Genomic DNA, 19676 nt, shown 5'->3' with positions numbered 1-19676 from the left:
AAGTCACATGCTTCGAGAGGGATCGGATAATTTAAAGAATAGACAAATTATATCAATTCTGGTCTAACAACGGATTGGCGTCCAAAGCTCTTTGTGGAATGAGCCATTGCCAACGTTCATCGCCAGCGGGAACATCGAATATCACAACGAGTGAGGCGGTATGGTTAGCACCATTTCTATTCAAAGGCTGGTTCAATCTTTTAAGATCATAAAATCTAAAGCCCTCGCCCCATAACTCGATCCTTCGCTGAATATAGATCTCATCCTTAAGTGCTTGCCCTGTATTGGTGGACAAGGTATAACTGGGGTCCCTATTTGAGGCTAATTCGAACAGCACTTGCCGAGCTGCCGTTTCATCCGAATATGACAATGCTTCAGCTTCGATCAAATACATCTCGGCAGCTCTCATATACGGCACATCCATTCTACTGTCACCCGTTGATTCCGAAATAAACTTTTGGCTAGTGTATGGTCTTCTAGCGTGCCGTGAAGAGATCTCTATCCCAGGAGGAAGCACATTGTGCTCGCCTGTTGGATCAAAAAGTTGTTTTCTAATATCGGTATCTGAGATCTGATCATATAGTAAGCTATTGATGGCCTTAGGATTTCCTCTAATGTTAGAGGAACTGAAATTTCGAGACATAAAAGCTCCAAAATTCCCAAAACGGTCGGTCTGGTCCTCTTGAATAAAGCTTCCCCACATCCACTCATCATTTTCGTAGTCGCTAAAGTTGTTAAAATAAGTATCATTGGACATTAGCGAATAACCCGAACGGGCCAAGGCAGCAAATTGTGCAGCAATCGCATAGTTGCCTTGTACCAAAGCGACCCTTGCTTTTAAGCCCTGAGCTACACTCTGATCCAAATGAGATTTGTTAGGTCTCGAGTAATTCTCAAGCGCAATAATGGCATTGTCCAGATCCTCATTGACCTGGGCATATACCTCTTCTACCGTATTCCTAGCTTGCGGTTCATTATCAACCGTTAATTTAATGGGAATCCCATCTTGAACATTATTTCCGCCAGGGACGTATCGACTTCCATATAATTGTACCATCTGAAAGTGAGCCCAGGCCCTATAGGTCAGTGCCTGCCCCAAAACAAGGTTTCTTTCCGCATCTGGACCACTGGCACTTGCGGCATTATTGATGATCAAGTTCGCATTTCTAATGATCCTATAATATGTTCTATAAGGGAACAAATTATCTGCATCTAGAGAGTTTGTATGGTCATTCCATCGGTAGGCGTTGATAAACCATCCATTTGCACGGGCGGTCATCACCAGGTCTTCTCCTAAGACGTCATTTTGTATCATCATGGCGCCGATGCCCGTCCGCCCTTGAGCTCCATACCGAACATAAAGGGAACGGTGAATTCCATTTACTATCAGCAAGAGATTGCCGGTGGTTGCAGTAGCGGTCTCGGTGGCCGTAGCATCCGTCGGAAGTTGTTCTAAAAAGTCTTCACTGCATGAATTGAAACTCAACAGCATGCATAAAGAAAAGAAGGTAAATAATATTTTATATGTTTTCATAACTTAAGATTTTTTAGAATGTTAGATTCAAACCAAAAGTGATTATTCTCGCAGGGGTAAAACGGTTAGATGTGGTACCGTTGAAATTTTGACCTACGTCCATCCCTCTTCTTTTGGAGAGCAAAAATAAGTTCTCTCCAGTTACATACAACCTGGCTGTACCTAGTCCTAGTGCATCTAGCACATTATTATTGAAGGCATAGCCAAGATTGACCTGTCGCAGCGCAAGATTTGTGGAGCTGGTCAACCATCGATCGGATGCAGCACCGAACTGCGCTGTCTGATTGACATCCAAACGTGGTACGTCTGTAATGTCTCCTGGTTGTTGCCAACGCCTTAAAATGTCTGTACTCAATGCCTGCCCATAGGTTCCAGAAGACATCAGGGTCGCATAATTGGTGTCATATGTTTCACCGCCTATTTGATAGGTGAAGGTGAATCCAAAGGAGAACCCTTTATAATCGACGGTACTGCTGAATGCTCCAAAGAGATCAGGTGTTGCCGTACCAACAAAATCCCTGAGTGCTTTATTCTGATTTGTGGTCACGTTCGTACCGTTGATCACTCTTTCATCTGTTCCGCCATCTGCCTCGTCAGGATCTAAAATATACAAACCAGCGCCATCCGCAGGGTCTACGCCATACCAATCTCTTAACCAATAGGCGAAAATATCTCCACCGACAACCAATTTCTTGGTTCCAGTTATTATTTCCTCTTGAGGTAATCTGGTGATCTCGTTTTTCAATGTGGACGCATTGACACTAAAATTCCATCTTACGTTCTCATTTCTTATTAAGTCTATGGAAAGATCCACTTCTAGTCCACTGTTTACCATGTCACCTATATTATCAGGACGGTCGTCCAATCCTGAAGAAACCGGGACAGGAACTTCGAACAATAGGTCTTTTGATTTTCTATTGTAATATTCAACCGTACCATTTATTCTATTGTCGAATAAGCCAAATTCTAGAGCGATGTCCTTCTGCACATTATTCTCCCATGTAAGATCTAAATTTTCATTGGAAATCCCTATAGAACCTGCTTCTGAAGCATTGTTGAAATCTGGGCCAACCCCGACGAGCCCTCGACTAATATATTCCGAGCCAAGGTCTTGGTTTCCAGTTTCTCCATAAGATGCTCTGAACTTCAATGCACTTAGCCAATCCCAATTTTGGACGAAACCTTCCTGATCGATCCGCCATGCGCCACCAACAGAAAAGAAATCTCCCCATCGCTCATTGACAAATCTAGAACTGGCATCTCTTCGATAAGATCCTGATAAATAATAAGTGTCATTATAGTCATAATTGACCCTACTCAGGTATCCTTCGATGGTAAGTCGATCGGTGAATCCATTGAGATCGGTCACAGTTACGAAGTTTGCCAATTCGGTGTTACCGTCAAAGATTTGGCCGTTTCTACTGCCATTGAGCACGTTAAGCTCTTCATCATAGCTTTCATGGCCCAAAAGAACCCCAACGGTATGGCTGCCAAAGTCTCTGTTATAATTCAATAGCTGGTTATAGTTGATCACCGTTCGTCGGGTATGAAATCTACTCGAGCTCCCTAAAGGTTCTGCATCTCCGATTATTCTGTTTCCATAGTCCTCATTGATAAAGAAACGTTGGTCTAAGGAGGCATTAAAGGTAAATTTGAAATCCTTCAAGAAGGTCACTTCTCCATATGTTCTGGCGGACAAAAAGGTGATCTCGTCTTTATCTATATTTAAAAGTGTTTCCTGAATGACGTGTCTTCCACTGGTGCTACCAACTCTTTCACTTCCTTCATCAAAGATCCTATTCCCATTCTCATCTAGGATGAAGGCACCCGTAACGGGGTCATGGAGATAAACAGGATATATGGGCGCAATGTATCTTGTCGTCCGGAATGGATTCACCAAAGAATTGGAACCACTGTCATTTCCTTGATTAGCTTTAGAGGTGGTCCCTGAAAGAATCACCCCAGCCTTAAACCATTCTTTGAGCTGGGAGTTGATATTCACACGCCCTGTAATTCTTTTAAAATCAGAATTGATCACATATCCCTCCTCATTTAGATATCCCAGCGATACGAAATAGTCCGTGGTCTCACTGGCGCCTTGATAGGAAAAATCGATATTGCTGCGTGTTCCTGCACGCAAAATCGGGGATTGCCAGTCGAGATCTCCTGCATAGAGTAAGCGTGCATTTGGATTCAATTGTCCGTTGGTCAATACGATCTCATCGTTAGGTACATTAAAAGGATTATACCCTAGCAACCCAAAAATATCGTCGGTCGCCGTTTGATTTGCAACATCTACAGGGGTGGTTCCAGAAATAGAGAGGCTGTTTCTATAGGCCTCCCACATTAAGGGATAATACTGGCGCGCATCAACCCGATCATATTCTGGGATCGATCTCGAGGTAATGCCTTGACTTATATTGAGGGTAATGATTTCTTTTCCTTTTTTTCCTTTCTTAGTGGTAATTAATACCACCCCGTTGGCAGCTCTACTTCCATATAAGGAGGTGGATGCCGCATCTTTAAGGACCGTGATGCTCTCAATATCATTCGGATTCAGATTGGAAAGCGCTAATTCTTGTAAAGGGACGCCATCAAGCACATATAAAGGATCGCTCGAAGCGTTGATCGACCCTATTCCGCGCACTCTGATGTTTGGAGCCGCACCTGGCTGTCCACTTACCACAGAAACGTTTACCCCGGCAGAAGCTCCTTGCAATGCCTGAGCGACATTAGATATCGGACGATCTTCAATCGCCTCGGCATTGATCTGTGTGGCAGATCCTGTAAAATCACTTTTCTTGGCGGTACCATAGGCCACCACAATGACCTCTTCCAGTTCACTTGCGCTACTTGTCAAAGAGACGTTGACCACCTTGTTGTTGCCAACGGTGACTTCTCGGGTCGTCATACCCACGTAAGAAAATACCAAAACTTCGCCAGTGTCGGCAATAATTTGATAATTACCGTCAAAGTCTGTCTGCGTTCCTCGGGAGGTGCCTTTTACCACAATAGAAGCGCCCGGTAGCGGGAAACCATCTCCATCGGACACAGTTCCTCTAATGGGATCCTGGGTGGCTTTACGTATCATTGAAGTTAGCCCCTTATTGATGGCATTAAGGGATCTATCCTTGGAGTTTTGGAGTTCTTGGCTCTCGATCTCCTCTAATATCTTTAGTACCGAAGTATCATTCTTCGGAAATAATACGATTTGATTTTTAAAAATTTTATAATCAATATAGGTCTTTGACAAGAGTAGTTTTAAGACATTCTGTATCTCTTGTTCTTGTGCGTGAATGGAGGTTTTTTTAGAAACGTCGACAAGACTATTGTTGTAAAAGAAATGATAATCGCTATCCTTTTCAATCTTAGCTAGGATGTCCTTCAGTTGGACATCTTCTAAATTCAAAGTTATAGCCTGTCCATACGTTTCACTGGCAAAGAGCTTTGCCAAACTGATACAGGCAAGAACGATATAGATCTTCATAATTCTTAGAAACCGTTTTCTAAGCGAGAAACCCCTAGGTTCGCTTTTTTTCATAATTTTGGAAAGTTAAAAGTTGGTCGATTATTTATTAGTTGGTCAATAATTGATGAAGGGGGTGTTGCAGCACCCTCTTTTCATCTGACCTTAGTCATTCATATCAAATATAATTTTCTGGTTTTCCTTAGTATAGTTGATAGGTGAGGAGATCATTAGCAACTGTAATGCTTCTTCCAGTTCTAGATTATCAAAGGTCCCTGTGTATTCATACTTCAAAAGGTTAGGTGAGTTAATAATTATTTTTACGTTGTATTTTCGTTCTAGGTCCAGTACCACTTGTTGCATCGGGGTGTTATTAAAAATGAGCGTTCCGTTCTTCCAAGCGATGACGTCTTCAGAGATCACCTCCTCAACAGCAATTCTGTTCTGAGTCTTGTGATATACGGCTTTTTGTGAAGGTGCCAGAATAATAGGAGTTTCTTCCTCTCTCAATAATTCTACTTTTCCTGTGATCAATGTGGTCTCCGTTTGCACGTCATTTGGGTAGCACTTTACATTAAAAGAGGTGCCTAATACTTTAACATTGAAGTCTTTGGTCTTGACCACAAAAGGCCGAGAAGCATCGTGTATGATATCAAATAAAGCTTCCCCCACTAGCTTAACTTCTCTAATGTCTTTTTTAAAGGTAGGCGCAAATTCGATATGACTGTCTACATTCAATAATACTGAGCTGCCGTCTGGCAGGGTCACCTTTTTCCCTGCTGTTTGTTTATAATAGGTAATCGTCTTTCTATGAGGCTCCTTTTCTGTAGGAGAGATAGTGTCCAAAGGCCTTTGGACTAGAAAAAATATACCTGTAGCGACCAAAATGATGGCAGCGGCATAGGGAATATACTTTTTATAGGCACTGCCCATGCTTGTTTGAAAGCGTATTAGAGAGGCGTGACTCGAGGCGTCCTTCACCGAATTCAGGTGGTCCGCTACATATTGAGCTTTAAGCAGATGGTATTCTTCTTGATTCTCTTTGGAAAGCCTTACCCATTCCAAAACCTCTTCTTTCTCGGAGAACGTGGCTTTTTTCTGAAAGTATTTTTTAAGGAGGTCTTGGTTCATTTAGTTGGTCATTACACTTATATAGACGTAAAAAATAAGAAGACCCCCTAGTGAATGCTTAAATTAAAGTAGATGTAAAAAATCTTGAAGGTGCAGACGCATATGGCGAAGGGCTCTGGTCATGTGGTTCTCAACCGTTTTCACTGAAATATGAAGCTGCTCCGAAATGGCTTTGTTTGTCATCCCCTGAACTCTGCTTTTCATGAAGACCTGCTTGCATTTTTCAGGGAGAAGTGCAATCGCTTTTTCAATTTCTAAAGCTAATTCCTTCTCTATGATCGCAGAGGCTGCAGCATCTTTCAAAGCGTTATAGTTGATCGTGTTTTCCAAAAGCTCTAAGCGATGTCTAAATCCCGTCTTACGGCGCTGCTTTCTTAAATGGTCGAGGCAAGTATTCTTTACCGTGGTGAAAAGGTAGCTGTTCAAATTGGTCTTTATGTTCAGGGACTTCCTTCGCTTCCATATCTTTATAAAGACATCTTGTACGATTTCCTCGCTGTCCTCTGCTTGGGATATATAGTTAGACGCTATAAAACGGAGTTTAGAATGGTAAAGTCTGAAGAGCATCTCGAATGCTGCCGCATCGCCATTATTTAAGGATAAAATAAAAGCTTCGCTATTCATATAGAGGGAATCATAGCGCATGAGACGGTTGGTTTGTTAAGATAAACTTAATAAAAAAATAACAATAAGAAGCGCAAATGAAAATTATTCTATGAAGTTCATGTCTTAAAATAACGCCCTGGTGATCAAATATTTGCTACTTTCTATAGTAGTAAATGTATCACAAAAGATTGACCGAGAATAACGATCGTTTAATGTGCCTCGAGCCAGTTTTCGCCAACTCCCATTTCAACGTCTAACGGCACGGTCAATTTATAGGCATTCTCCATTTCGTGTTGTATAATGGGTTTGATGGTCTCTAATTCGTCTTTGTGTGCATCAAATACTAATTCATCATGTACCTGTAATAGCATCTTGGATCTGAAATTCTCTAGCTTGAAACGTTTGTGAATATTGATCATGGCAATTTTGATAATGTCGGCCGCGCTTCCCTGAATCGGAGCGTTTACCGCATTTCGCTCGGCTGCACCACGTACTACGGCGTTACGACTGTTGATGTCTTTTAAATAGCGTCTGCGTCCCAGAATGGTCTCTACATAGCCATTTTCACGCGCAAAATCAACTTGATCTGCCATATATTGGCGCAATTTTGGATAGGTTTTGTAGTAGGTGTCGATCAGTTCTTTGGCCTCACTTCGCGAAAGATCCGTCTGGTTGCTCAATCCAAAGGCCGAAACGCCATAGATGATACCAAAATTAACGGTTTTGGCATTGCTGCGCTGTTCTCGGGTCACCTCGTCTATGGATACATTAAAAACTTTCGCAGCAGTGGAAGCATGAATATCCTCACCGTCCTTAAATGCCTTTATCATATTCTCTTCTTCACTTAAGGCAGCGATGATGCGTAACTCTATTTGCGAATAATCGGCCGCGAGCAATACATGATCTCCATCTCTCGGGACGAAAGCTTTTCTCACTTGCCTTCCACGCTCGGTTCGGATAGGAATATTCTGTAAATTCGGATTGTTGGAACTCAATCTGCCAGTAGCCGCAACGGCTTGGCTGTAAACCGTATGAATTCTATGGGTCTTAGGATTCACCTCATTGGGAAGGGCATCTACATAGGTGCTTTGTAATTTTTTGTATTGACGGTATTCTAGGATATCGGCAACGATCTTATGGTCTTTTGCCAAATAGGATAGCACATCCTCTGCCGTTGAATATTGGCCAGTCTTTGTCTTTTTTGGTTTGTCCACCAATTTCAACTTATCAAAAAGGATGGGTCCCAATTGCTTAGGAGAGGCGATATTGAACGTTTCTCCCGCTTGATCGTAGATCGCCTTTTCCAAGCGTTCGATATCTTCGGTAAGTGCCGAAGAAAGTGATTTCAAATAATCGATATCGACATTGATGCCTTCGATCTCCATCTCTGAGAGTACACTCACCAGCGGGACCTCGACCTCTCTAAAGAGCTTGGTGAGGTTTCCAGCTTCCATTTCCTTTTCGAAATGCACCTTCAATTGCAGTGTAATGTCCGAGTCTTCTACGGCGTATTCGGTTTGCTTGTCTATCGGGACAGAACGCATAGAACGCTGGTTCTTTCCCTTTTTACCGATGAGCGCTTCTATAGAGACGGGCTGATAGTTAAGATAGGTCTCTGCCAATACGTCCATATTGTGTCGCATATCGGCATTGATCAAATAATGTGCGATCATTGTATCAAAAAGCGGACCTTTTACTGGCATATCATAATTGGACAATACTTTGATATCGTACTTTAGATTCTGTCCGATCTTTTCAATATTCTCGCTTTCGAAAAAAGGCCTAAATTCCTCCAATATCGTCTTTGATTCTTCTTGATCTTCCGGGAAGCCCACATAATATCCTTTTCCGACTTCCCAGGAAAAAGCAATACCTACCAATTCTGCCTCCAGCGATTTTATGCTGGTGGTTTCGGTATCGAAACAAACACTTTTTTGCTGAAGTAATTTCTGAATTAATAATTTCCTTGAAAGTGAGGTGTCTATAAATTGATAAAAATGCTTGGTATTTTCGATGGTGCTGTATCCGTTGATGCCCGCTTCTTTGTTATCGGTCGTGCCGGTGCCCGGCTGCGCAAACAGATCGAACTGGGTGGCATCGGCAGCACGTTGCTTTGGGCTTTTAGCGCTACTGGTCTCTGTTGCCGGGGCTGCTTTGTCCTCTTGTCCAAAGGTCTTTAAAAAGTTATCGGTCATACGTCGAAACTCCAACTCCTTGAAGATCTCGGTCACTTTTTCGACATCTGGATGGGAAAGCTCAAAATCTTTCTCATGAAACTCGACCGGAACGTCCAATAGGATCGTTGCCAGCTTTTTGGAAAGCAGGCCCAATTCTGCATTGGCCTCTACTTTTTCCTTCATCTTTCCCTTTAGCTGATCGGTATTGGCTAACAGGCCCTCCATACTTCCAAATTGTGCCAAGAACTTTTTTGCCGTTTTCTCACCTACCCCAGGAAGTCCTGGGATATTGTCGATAGAATCTCCCATCATTCCCAGAAAATCAATGACTTGTTCAGGGCGCTCTACCTCAAACTTTTTTTTCACCTCTTCAATTCCCCAATGTTCCCAGCCATTGCCCATACGCGGTGGTCGATACATGACGATGTTCTCTGATACCAATTGTGCAAAATCCTTGTCTGGAGTTACCATATAGGTCATATAGCCTTGCTTCTCCGCCTGTTTTGCCAGCGTACCTATCACATCATCGGCTTCGTATCCTTCTTTGACCATCACCGGAATATGCATGGCCCTCAAGATCTTTTCAATATAGGGAATGGCGATTCTGATCGCTTCGGGAGTCTCGTCTCTATTGGCCTTGTATTCGGGAAATAGCTCTACGCGGTCCACGCTGCCTCCTTTATCGAAGCAAACCGCAAGATGGTCTGGTCTTTCGCGCTTTATCACATCCAAAAGTGAATTCATAAAGCCCATGATGGCACTGGTATCCATCCCCTTTGAATTGATTCTTGGATTTTTGATGAATGCGTAATATCCTCTAAAGATCAAGGCATAGGCATCTAAAAGGAAAAGGCGTTTTTTTTCTGACATGAATGATCAATTAGGTTGAAGGACTAGGCCCAAAACTCAAAGCTACAAAGTTTAGCCCGTTTCTTTAGAACGCCAAGATGAAAGTTTTTAACGATTTGCTGGTGGGATACCGTAAAAAATGGACGACGCTAGTTGTTAATTTTGCTTTAAATAGGAGACCAACTGACTGAATAACTGATATTTTTGCAGATATTGAATAGCTACTACTTATGTCTAGATTTTTCATCATACTTGCGATCATCTATCTGATTGGCGCTTTTTATAGTTTTCAAGCATTCAAGACCCTTGTAAAGAATCAATGGTTATATGCTTTGTACGGATTGATCTTTCTTGGGGTATTGGTCAATTTATATATTCAGTTTAGTGGCTACGAACGCGGACAAGCCATGACCTCGGCGATGAGTATTTCCATGGGAGTTTTTTTGGCATTTTTTACACTAGGCCTTTTTGGCGGAGCCTTTATGTTGTTCGAAGACATTGTACGATTCCTGGGTTGGGGCTACAACAAGTTTACTGGAACAACGAATGGAAGCGGAGGATTTCTTCCTTCCAGAAGAAAATTTCTGAGCCTTACCGCGTTGGGCGTTGCAGCTATTCCCTTTGCTGGGCTATTGTATGGGATGTATAAAGGGAAGTATAATTTCAGGGTGTTGAAGTATACCTTACATTTTGAAGACCTTCCCGAAGCATTTGATGGGTATCAATTGACCCAAATTTCCGATATACATTCCGGTAGCTTTGATAACAAGAAGAAGGTGGAATATGCCATAGACTTGATCAACGAGCAAGCATCTGACATCATTTTGTTTACGGGTGATATGGTGAACAATTTGGCCAGTGAGATGGAACCGTGGAAGGATACTTTTGGAAGGTTGAAGGCAAGAGATGGTGTTTACTCGATTCTCGGAAATCACGATTATGGAGACTATTCCGACTGGAATGGAGATATGGAGGCAAAGCAACAGAATTTAGACCGTTTGAAGGAAATTCAGAAGGAGATGGGATTTGACCTATTGCTTAACGAAACACGTTTTTTGGAGAAGGATGGACAACGTCTGGCATTGATCGGGGTTGAGAATTGGGGGGCAGGCCGCTTCAAAAAGGCAGGAGACTTGGACAAGGCGCTGACACCTGTATCCAAGGAAGATTTCAAGATCTTGATGAGCCATGATCCGTCGCATTGGGAGATGGAAGTGATCAATCACGATGCGCACATACACCTAACACTGAGTGGACATACGCATGGTATGCAATTTGGAATTGAGATACCAGGATGGATAAAATGGAGTCCTGTTAAATGGCGTTATCGCTATTGGGCTGGGATCTATAAAGAACTTGACCAATACATAAATGTGAATCGTGGATTTGGATATATCGGCTATCCTGGAAGGGTAGGTATATGGCCTGAAATTTCGGTGATAGAGCTGAAAAAGGGTTCTAAAACTACGTAATTTGCAGAAAATGTTAAATTTGTAAATTAAATTTATCAGCCAAAATCAAAACCTATGTCAAAATTTGGTGAATTAATAGATGCGGATATTCCAATCTTGCTTGATTTTTATACCGAGTGGAACGAACCATCGACGGCCATGCATCCCGTACTTAAAGATGTCGCAGCGGCTATTGGTGATAAGGGAAAAGTCATAAAGATAGATGTTGATAAGAACCAAGAGTTGGCTGAGGCGCTGCGTATCAAAGGGCTCCCGACCCTGATGATCTACAGGGGAGGAGAAATGGTCTGGAGACAGAGTGGGGAACAAGATGCCAATACCCTTATCGGACTTATGCAAGAGTACGTGGGCTGATGGCCCTAAAGGTAAAACCTCTATCGTGATAGTACGTCAAGACCTTAGGTAAGGCGTATAACATATTTTTAGAGGCTTTTACACTATCGTGAAAGATGACGACACTTCCTTCCTTTGCATTTTTCAAGACATTATCGACGACCTTGTCTTGCGAAATCTCAGATTTCCAATCGATCGCAACCACATCCCACATCACAATGGTGTACCCTAATTTTTGGAGCATCCTTGCTTGCGTAGGTGTTATTTGACCGTAAGGAGGGCGAAATAGCTTCATATCCATCTCCTTGCTTCTATTCGGCAAATCCTTTTTAAAATCACGAATAAAACTCTCCAATAGCACTTCAGCTTCGAGTACATTGGACAGATACGCTTCATTAGAACACTTCCAACCCTTGACATGGTTGTAAGTATGATTGCCAACAGCATGCTTTTCTGTAAGGATCCTTTTCAAGATCGCCGGATATTTATCGACATTGTCTCCAATACAAAAGAAAGTGGCTTTTGCATTAAAGTCCTTTAGAATATCCAACACCCGTTCTGTGATCTCTGGGATAGGGCCGTCATCGAAGGTGAGATAAAGGATCTTCTCTTTGGTGTATGATCTCCAAAGGTAGCTTGGGAATGACTTTCGAAGCAGCCAAGGAATCTTTGGAGAGATATAGCTCATGTTACTCTATGTTTGATGGCAGCGAGTCCATATCTGGTTGCTCTGCATAGAGTTTCATAAAAGGTTCTATATAACTATTGAACTTTTTCGCTTCCACTTCCAAAATTGCAGTGTCATTATTCCTCATGAGGATATCGATCAAGGTGCGATAACTTTCCACCTCCTCTACAATTCGCTTGCTTAGTTGCATCTTCAGCTGTGGGTCCAAATTATTCAATTCGGCCAACCGCTTTTGATACTCTCCAGAGACATCGGCAAATAGTTTTCTTGCTTTATCAGCATTCCCAGCTTCATAATAAGCGTTGATACTTCGGTCTAGGAGTGTATAATAATCATAACTTCCGTAAAGCTCCATAAAGGGTTTGGTCAATTCGATGAAGGTATCCAATTCGGATTCCACGAGCTGGGTATCTTTATAGCGCATGGGCGTTTCCAGCAAGTTGCGATAACGCTCGATATTCGTTATGATATCTTCTCCAACAGTATATTTATTACTGCGTTTCAAGCTTTCGTAATAGCGTAGTTGCTCCTTATACTTCTGTGCAACTTCTTTATAGATGTCTCTAGCACGATCTTCTTCACCGAGATGATAGTAAAAACCAATGTACGGGTCGACCAGGCTATAATAGCCAAAATATTTTACTGGCATCTTTTCCATGGCAAGGTCTGCGATCTTCTTGGCCTTTTCATCTTTACCCTCGGCGATCAGCTTTTCTGCCAAACGTGCAAGATTCCCACGATACGAGATGCTATTCTTACGGGTTTCGGGATCGTGATAAATGTCTGGTGACCCAGAATTGCCCCAATCCCATTCCATCACGATATCATACATAGTATCGGTATCGATTCGTCCCATCTCGTAAGGGTTATTCCTATCTACAGGGGTTTTTATCGGCACTAATTTATAGGTTAGCCCATCTAACTGTAAATAATCCTTTAGCCAAATATATTCTTCGGGGCTATAACTACCGCCTGTAAAATATATAGGACGTTTCCACTCATTATTCGCCAAAATATCTAGCATCATGATTCGATTTTTGGCCAATCCACTCGTCGGTAGATCGATATCGATATAGTCGACGATCTTGTCGGCATCCTTCTGTGCAACGATACCATATTTTAGCACGTTTTCTTTATTTACAGGAATACGGATCTTATTGGTTGGGTAGTAGATCATGTCCAAAGCGCTTTCCGAGTACAAGCTAATGTTATCCCCTTGCATTCGTTGAAGCAATGCTCTTCTTCTGTTGCCAGGATTATCGCTAGCGATCCAATTCATAAAGTCTTTGATGTTCCAGCGTTGCTCGCTAAAAGGCTCAACAGGTTCGTGCACGATATAATCATTGACACCCCAGGCATATTGATAGTGCTGAAGTTGAGATTTTACAGGTGGGCTATCATAGGTCTTTCGCTTGGTCTGATCGATGTACCAGTCAGTTGCCAGAAGGCTTGTATTGATGGTGCGAACGTCTTGGCGGTATTCCTCAATATCTTGTGCGTACCAAAGCGCAAAGGTGTCATTGTCACCAATGGTATATATGATCGCATTTTCTTGGCAAGAATCCAAATAGGCCTTTGCCATGGATTGTGCCGTATAACGATTAGACCGGTCATGGTCATCCCAATTTTGGAAGCCCATTAACACCGGTACTGCCAAAAGACAAACAACGGTCACCGTTGGGGCCAATATTTTTGGTGATAAGAATCGCTTGAACTCATCATACAATCCGTAAACCCCCAAGCCGATCCAGATGGCAAAAACATAAAAGGACCCTACCAATGCATAGTCTCTTTCTCGTGGCTCAAAAGGGCGCTCGTTGAGGTATACCTTTAGTGCCAGACCAGTGAAAAGGAATAATACTAGGAGCACCCAAGACCATTTCATATTTTCCTTAAAAGCAAAGACAAAACCAATGACACCTAATATGAGTGGTAGGAAGAAATAGGTGTTTCTCGCTTTGTTGTTTAAAGAATCGGAGGGCAAATAGTCCTGATTTCCAAGTTTCCATTCGTCTATGAGCTTAATGCCGCTTATCCAGTTGCCATTGACCACATCATTATTTCCTTGGACGTCATTTTGCCGTCCCACAAAATTCCACATAAAATACCGCCAGTACATATAACTCATCTGATACTGAAACAAATACTGCAAATTGTTCCACAGTGTGGGTCGTTCAATATCTAAGTGACGCCAATTCTTTTGGAGGAATTTATGATAATCTTCCTCGTCAGCCTCCCCATTGGCATAGTCCGCTTTGAATTGCCGAGCTTGGGATTTTAAATATTCATACTCTCTATAGAAATAATTAAGCTGTTCCTCATTAAGCTCGCCATATTGATCTTCACGAATACCGATATATTTGCTCTGCGGTACCATTTTAAAATCCAAGGGACCGATGATCTTCATATAATTAGCGGCGTGCTCAGGACTCCACATCCTTGGTAAAATACCCTTGTGCTTCCGATTGGAGTTGATGCGGGCTTTCTCCCATTTATTGACTATTTGATATTTGCCAGTCTCATAATTTCGTTCATATTTTGGCTTATCATCTATGTAAGGCTCTTCTTCATCTTGACCAGAATACATGTCTGTGAACATTGGGCCATAAAACAAATGTGTTTCGGGATATTGCTCTAGATTGTAATATGCAAGTAGCAAACGGGCATCGGAAGGAGCATTTTCGTTGATCACCGTATTGGCATTGGCACGGATAGGTATCATTACCCAAGAGGAGAATCCTATCAGAACAAACAACACACAAAGGGTGATAGTATTTAGTTGAACATATTGTTTCTTACGGGTGTATCTCAACAAGAAATAAAATGCGGCGATGATCGCAATTCCTGCGATGATGGTTCCAGAGTTGAAGGGTAAGCCAATAGAATTGACAAAAAACACCTCTAAGTATCCAAAGAATTTTAAGGTAGACGGTAATAACAGCTTGAAGATGAACAATAAGACTGCTACAGATACCACATTCGCTAAAATGAAATTCTTTACCGTTACCTTCTCGTAATTCTTAAAAAAGTAGATCATTCCAATCGCAGGGATCGTTAAGAGTCCCATGAAATGGACCCCAAAAGAGAGCCCGATCAAGAACGCGATGAGAATCAACCATCGATTGCCTCGCGGCTTGTGCATGTCCTGTTCCCATCTTAGAGCCAACCAAAACATCAAGGCCATTATAAAGGTGGCCATAGCATATACTTCGGCCTCTACGGCATTGAACCAAAAACTATCAGAGAACATATAGGCCAAAGAACCAACAAGGCCACTACCAAAGATGGCTATGTTTTGAGCGGAATCCGCTTCTTCATCCTTCACAACAAATTTTCTTACGAGGATAGTAATACTCCAAAACATGAAAAGAATGGTGAAAGCACTCGAAAACACCGACATGTAGTTGACCATCAAGGCAATCTGGTCGGGCTCAGAGGCAAACATGGCAAAAAAGGCTCCCATCATCTGGAACAAAGGTGCCCCGGGAGGGTGACCAACTTGCAATTTTGCTGAGGTAGCGATATACTCGGCACAATCCCAAAAGCTGGCCGTTGGCTCTACGGTCAAACCATAGGTGATCAGTGCTATCGTAAATACGGTCCATCCAAGGATGGTGTTCAATTTCTTAAAGTTGAAAAACGTCATAGAGCGTTGAAAATTTGACTTGTGGCGAATTTAAGAATTATCGCTGGATACCGCTGTTTTTTTTAGCAAACGTTAACATGCGGTAAAATTGTATCGCTCCGCGCCTTATACTTCGGTAATTTTCCCAAAAAATGTTTGTGCATATAAAAGTTTGGTTTAAATTTGCACTCGCATTTACCGAAAGGGATGCAGTATATATTGGTATTGGCCTATGGTGTAATTGGTAACACAGCTGATTTTGGTTCAGTCGTTCAAGGTTCGAGTCCTTGTAGGCCAACAGATAAGACCTCTTAGTTTGAAGAAGCTAGGAGGTTTTTTTATTTCGAAATCGTTTCTATTTCAAAAGTTTGTAAAGCATCGGGTTAAGAATCGCTGGCCATCGTGAAACCTCTTGATTTGAAGCACGATAGCAATTTTCCAAAAAAATTTTAAAGAAAAACCAAACCCTCCCGGTCATTTTCTCGTAGGTGTCTGAAATCGTCATGCCAATTGGCAGACATTCACATCATAATACGTATGAAAATGAAAACTACATATTTAGAAAAACTAAAATTTTTGATCACGGCTTCGGCTGTTCTGGTACTCGGTACGCCAAAAGGTCATGCACAACTGCATGAGACCAATGGCTGCGCAAACAACTTTAGCCTCAATTGGACGACCGCACCAAACTCGCAAGATGAATTCGACTGGACCCCAGAAGGAAGCTTGACGAATACCTTTACAAATGTGGATGGCTCAGGAGTGGACATGACCATCACTTTCAGCGGAGATACCTATGCGCTCGAAGATTGGAATTTTCGAGGAGGACCCGATACTCCCCACGTCGGTGGACAGGCTGTGAATGGGTTAAGCGAGGTTCTCAACCTTTTTACTTCTGGCTATTCAAATCAAGGAATTACCATGACAATTACCTTTAGTGAGCCGATCTTTGGTCTTGGTTTTGATATACATCACGTAAATGCAGGAGGCCAAAATGGAGATAAGTATACCATCACCGCCACCAATACATTGGGAGATACTGTCTATCCTATTTTTACAGAATCCAACACACCGTCATACACCACGAACAATAGAGGTGTTGTTAATGCCTTTGCTCCTTCAACATCTGGCGACAATGCATCGGTAGGGCTTAATTTTTACGATGATAATTATATCAACAGCATTACGTTGCTTTGGCAAGACTGTGACACCTGCACTCCAGGATTCGTGCATGGTTCTGGCTTGGGAAAAATAAGTTTTTGTACTCCCCAGTCATTGGGATTTGATGGTGTTGATGACTATATCAGTGCCCCTGCTTTTTTAGGAGGAGAAGAGGAAGCGACCATGATGGCTTGGATAAAGATCGATAATGCGTCCAACGGTCCTTCAGATATTATGGGGCAAAGAAATTTTAGATTGTTCCTTAACGGTGACGACAAACTAAGGGCATACGTGAGAACGGACGCTCCAGCAGCCAACAATGTGAGTATCGCCGCAGACATGGCACCCACGTTGGAGAAGAATTTATGGTATCATGTGGCTACCGTATATGATGGAAATTCTCTAAAGCTGTATATCAATGGTGAACTATTGAATGAAGAGCGGGCCATTCTTGGTGGAAACATTAGGAACGGACGAAACTGGAATGAAAACCATGGTTTCTCGATCGGGCGAAATAGTTTTAATGAAAACGATTATTTCCATGGTGCTATCTCCGAAGCAAGAGTTTATAATGTAGCGCTAAATGAAGACCAGCTAAGGAAGCAGATCTATCAGAAAATAGAAGAAAATGATGGTGTTGTTAAAGGAAGTGTGATAAAGAACGAGATCACAGGTCTTTCTTGGGATCGATTGAGGTTGTACTTCGAAATGGACAACGTTGATGACCGATTGGCAACGACCACTGACGCCTCGGCAAATGCTATTGACGGGATTCTTCACAATATGAAAGAGCGTCAAGAAAACAACCAGCCCACACCTTATATTGCATATAAAAGTGGTAATTGGATGGACGAAAATGTGTGGTTACATGGTGATGTTTGGGATATAGATAATACGCCACATAAAGATTGGGCAATTGTAAAGATCATAAATGAGGCAAAACTATCATCGGTAGCTAGCCATACACATTTAGGGTTGTTGCTCGAAGAGGGCACTAAGCTAACGATACTCAATGATCAAGAGTTACAAAATACAGCCTATCTCAACTTGGATGGTGTCATTCGCTTAAGAGGAGAATCACAACTAATTCAAACGGCTGAAAGTATATTAGACCCTAACAGCAAGGGTAGTGTGGAGCGTTCGCAGCAAGGAACCGCAGATAGCTTCACTTACAACTATTGGAGTTCGCCTGTGGGTGCTATCAATGATGTGGAGAACAATAAGGCCGTGTCCATAAATCAAATCTTGAAAGATGGTAGTGACGTAACGAATTTGAAGGATATTAATTTTCGTAGTTCGCATACAGCTGCCGATAATGGGGCTACAAACCCCATCACCATCAGTGATTATTGGATATTCACTTTTAGAGGAGCGGCAGATGACATCAACGCATTTACCCAAGTGCGAAGCACAACGGCCATAGGTCCCGGTGCCGGATATACTATGAAAGGCAGCGGTGCAGGAACTGTTGGGCAAGAGCAGAATTATGTTTTTGTAGGAAAGCCAAACAATGGAGAGATCAGTCTAGACTTTTCGGCAGGAGAGCAATACTTGGTTGGTAATCCTTACCCTTCAGCCTTGGATGCAGATCAATTCATTCGAGATAATATCTCTTTGGCAAATGGTGGCAATAATACCACAAACGTTATCGATGGCACACTCTATTTTTGGGAACACTTTGGCGGTGGAACCCATGTTTTAAGAGATTATCAAGGAGGATACGCAACCTATAACTTATCTGGTGGGGTGAGTGCAATCTCACACCCAGATGTTTCGCAGACAGGAACGGGATCAAAAGAACCTTCACCATTTATTTCGGTAGCACAAGGATTCTTTGTGACGGCCGCAGATGGAGGTGCCATTAAGTTCAATAATAACCAGCGAACCTTTAAGAGGGAAACGGATGGAGCATCTGTTTTCTTTCGAAATGATGAAAACGCCACACAAAGTGATGCTATGGATTCACGGTTCAAATTAAAGTTGAACATCACCTCGACCAATGGTATTTCTAGGGAGTTGCTCGTCACAGAGGATGAACATTCCACTTATGGAAAAGATGTCGCTTACGATGCCCAAAACCAGGACTTCGTCTATGACGATGCCAGTTGGATCATAGAAGAAGAGAATTTTATCATTCAGGGAATACCATTGATCGATGAGTCAACCGAACTACCATTGACGATCAAAGCTAGAAATGCTGGATTAGTTACGATAGCACTAGGCGATTTACAGAATCGCCCCGAAGGATTAGAAGTGTTCCTTTACGATTCAACGACCGAAGAGCGATTTAATTTAGAAGATGGAGTGCTGCGCTTGGACTTGCCTTCTGGCACCTTCAAGCATCGTTTTAAGTTGGTATTCTCAAGACAACAAGTTCTAAGTATCGAAGAGGAACAATTATCAGAAGAGACCATCAAAATCGCGACATCAGAGAATCGGTTGATGATCATTGCCAATGCGATTTCCAATTCATTGAATAATGCAACATTATATAATATGCTCGGACAGGAATTAAAGAGCGTAAAACTATCAGATGGTAAAGCAGTGATCGCAACAAATGGACTTGCAGGGATGCATATCGTCAAAGTTGAAACTGCAAATGGTATGTTCTCTAAAAAAGTGGTGCTAAGATAG

The 19676-nt window shown here is 42.2% G+C and carries 10 protein-coding genes and 1 tRNA gene; 4 read left to right on the top strand and 7 right to left on the bottom strand.

Annotated features, from left to right (window positions below):
• Window positions 1–52: 52 nt before the first annotated feature.
• The 5 genes from ACFQ1M_RS02580 to polA all read right to left on the bottom strand — a co-directional run bounded on the left by ACFQ1M_RS02580 (window position 53) and on the right by polA (window position 9784).
• Window positions 53–1534 carry a RagB/SusD family nutrient uptake outer membrane protein gene (locus ACFQ1M_RS02580; protein WP_386403427.1) on the bottom strand — a complete coding sequence of 494 codons (1482 nt, stop codon included), beginning with the start codon at window positions 1532–1534 and terminating at the stop codon, window positions 53–55.
• Between the two features lie 13 nt (window positions 1535–1547).
• Window positions 1548–5075, bottom strand: a complete 3528-nt coding sequence (locus ACFQ1M_RS02575; protein WP_386403424.1) for a TonB-dependent receptor — start codon at window positions 5073–5075, stop codon at window positions 1548–1550.
• A gap of 90 nt (window positions 5076–5165) precedes the next feature.
• Window positions 5166–6131 (bottom strand): FecR family protein, encoded by a 966-nt coding sequence (locus ACFQ1M_RS02570; RefSeq protein ID WP_386403421.1) that lies wholly within the window; start codon window positions 6129–6131, stop codon window positions 5166–5168.
• Window positions 6132–6194: 63 nt separating this feature from the next.
• Window positions 6195–6776 (bottom strand): RNA polymerase sigma-70 factor, encoded by a 582-nt coding sequence (locus tag ACFQ1M_RS02565; protein ID WP_386403418.1) that lies wholly within the window; start codon window positions 6774–6776, stop codon window positions 6195–6197.
• 170 nt (window positions 6777–6946) lie between these two features.
• Window positions 6947–9784 (bottom strand): DNA polymerase I, encoded by a 2838-nt coding sequence (polA, locus tag ACFQ1M_RS02560; RefSeq protein ID WP_386403415.1) that lies wholly within the window; start codon window positions 9782–9784, stop codon window positions 6947–6949.
• 209 nt (window positions 9785–9993) lie between these two features.
• Between polA and ACFQ1M_RS02555 the strand changes: the two genes are divergently transcribed.
• Together ACFQ1M_RS02555 and ACFQ1M_RS02550 are read left to right on the top strand one after the other, a co-directional pair.
• Entirely contained in the window at window positions 9994–11235 is a 1242-nt protein-coding gene (locus tag ACFQ1M_RS02555; RefSeq protein ID WP_386403412.1) for a metallophosphoesterase, read from the top strand.
• Window positions 11236–11289: 54 nt separating this feature from the next.
• Entirely contained in the window at window positions 11290–11589 is a 300-nt protein-coding gene (locus ACFQ1M_RS02550; protein WP_386403409.1) for a thioredoxin family protein, read from the top strand.
• Here the strand turns inward: ACFQ1M_RS02550 and ACFQ1M_RS02545 are convergent.
• Window positions 11567–12256, bottom strand: a complete 690-nt coding sequence (locus tag ACFQ1M_RS02545) for a polysaccharide deacetylase family protein (RefSeq protein ID WP_386403406.1) — start codon at window positions 12254–12256, stop codon at window positions 11567–11569. The two genes, ACFQ1M_RS02550 and ACFQ1M_RS02545, sit on opposite strands and share 23 nt — an antisense overlap.
• A 1-nt stretch (window position 12257) precedes the next feature.
• Window positions 12258–15902, bottom strand: a complete 3645-nt coding sequence (locus tag ACFQ1M_RS02540) for a glycosyltransferase family 117 protein (protein ID WP_386403403.1) — start codon at window positions 15900–15902, stop codon at window positions 12258–12260.
• Window positions 15903–16107: 205 nt separating this feature from the next.
• Between ACFQ1M_RS02540 and ACFQ1M_RS02535 the strand changes: the two genes are divergently transcribed.
• A tRNA-Gln gene (locus ACFQ1M_RS02535) sits at window positions 16108–16179 on the top strand.
• A 245-nt stretch (window positions 16180–16424) separates the two neighbouring features.
• On the top strand, window positions 16425–19676 hold the full coding sequence (locus tag ACFQ1M_RS02530; RefSeq protein WP_386403400.1) for a LamG-like jellyroll fold domain-containing protein: 3252 nt from the start codon (window positions 16425–16427) through the stop codon (window positions 19674–19676).

This window comes from Sungkyunkwania multivorans (assembly GCF_042675645.1).
GTDB lineage: Bacteria > Bacteroidota > Bacteroidia > Flavobacteriales > Flavobacteriaceae > Sungkyunkwania > Sungkyunkwania multivorans.
Note: the sequence above shows the minus strand (reverse complement) of the source record. Positions and strands in the feature narration are given on the sequence as shown.

Excerpts from the sequence above, each read along its gene's own strand:
- ACFQ1M_RS02580 (WP_386403427.1), bottom strand. The coding sequence starts at position 1,534 with ATGAAAACATATAAAATATTATTTACCTTCTTTTCTTTATGCATGCTG.
- ACFQ1M_RS02575 (WP_386403424.1), bottom strand. The coding sequence starts at position 5,075 with ATGAAAAAAAGCGAACCTAGGGGTTTCTCGCTTAGAAAACGGTTTCTA.
- ACFQ1M_RS02570 (WP_386403421.1), bottom strand. The coding sequence starts at position 6,131 with ATGAACCAAGACCTCCTTAAAAAATACTTTCAGAAAAAAGCCACGTTC.
- ACFQ1M_RS02565 (WP_386403418.1), bottom strand. The coding sequence starts at position 6,776 with ATGCGCTATGATTCCCTCTATATGAATAGCGAAGCTTTTATTTTATCC.
- polA (WP_386403415.1), bottom strand. The coding sequence starts at position 9,784 with ATGTCAGAAAAAAAACGCCTTTTCCTTTTAGATGCCTATGCCTTGATC.
- ACFQ1M_RS02555 (WP_386403412.1), top strand. The coding sequence starts at position 9,994 with ATGTCTAGATTTTTCATCATACTTGCGATCATCTATCTGATTGGCGCT.
- ACFQ1M_RS02550 (WP_386403409.1), top strand. The coding sequence starts at position 11,290 with ATGTCAAAATTTGGTGAATTAATAGATGCGGATATTCCAATCTTGCTT.
- ACFQ1M_RS02545 (WP_386403406.1), bottom strand. The coding sequence starts at position 12,256 with ATGAGCTATATCTCTCCAAAGATTCCTTGGCTGCTTCGAAAGTCATTC.
- ACFQ1M_RS02540 (WP_386403403.1), bottom strand. The coding sequence starts at position 15,902 with ATGACGTTTTTCAACTTTAAGAAATTGAACACCATCCTTGGATGGACC.
- ACFQ1M_RS02530 (WP_386403400.1), top strand. The coding sequence starts at position 16,425 with ATGAAAACTACATATTTAGAAAAACTAAAATTTTTGATCACGGCTTCG.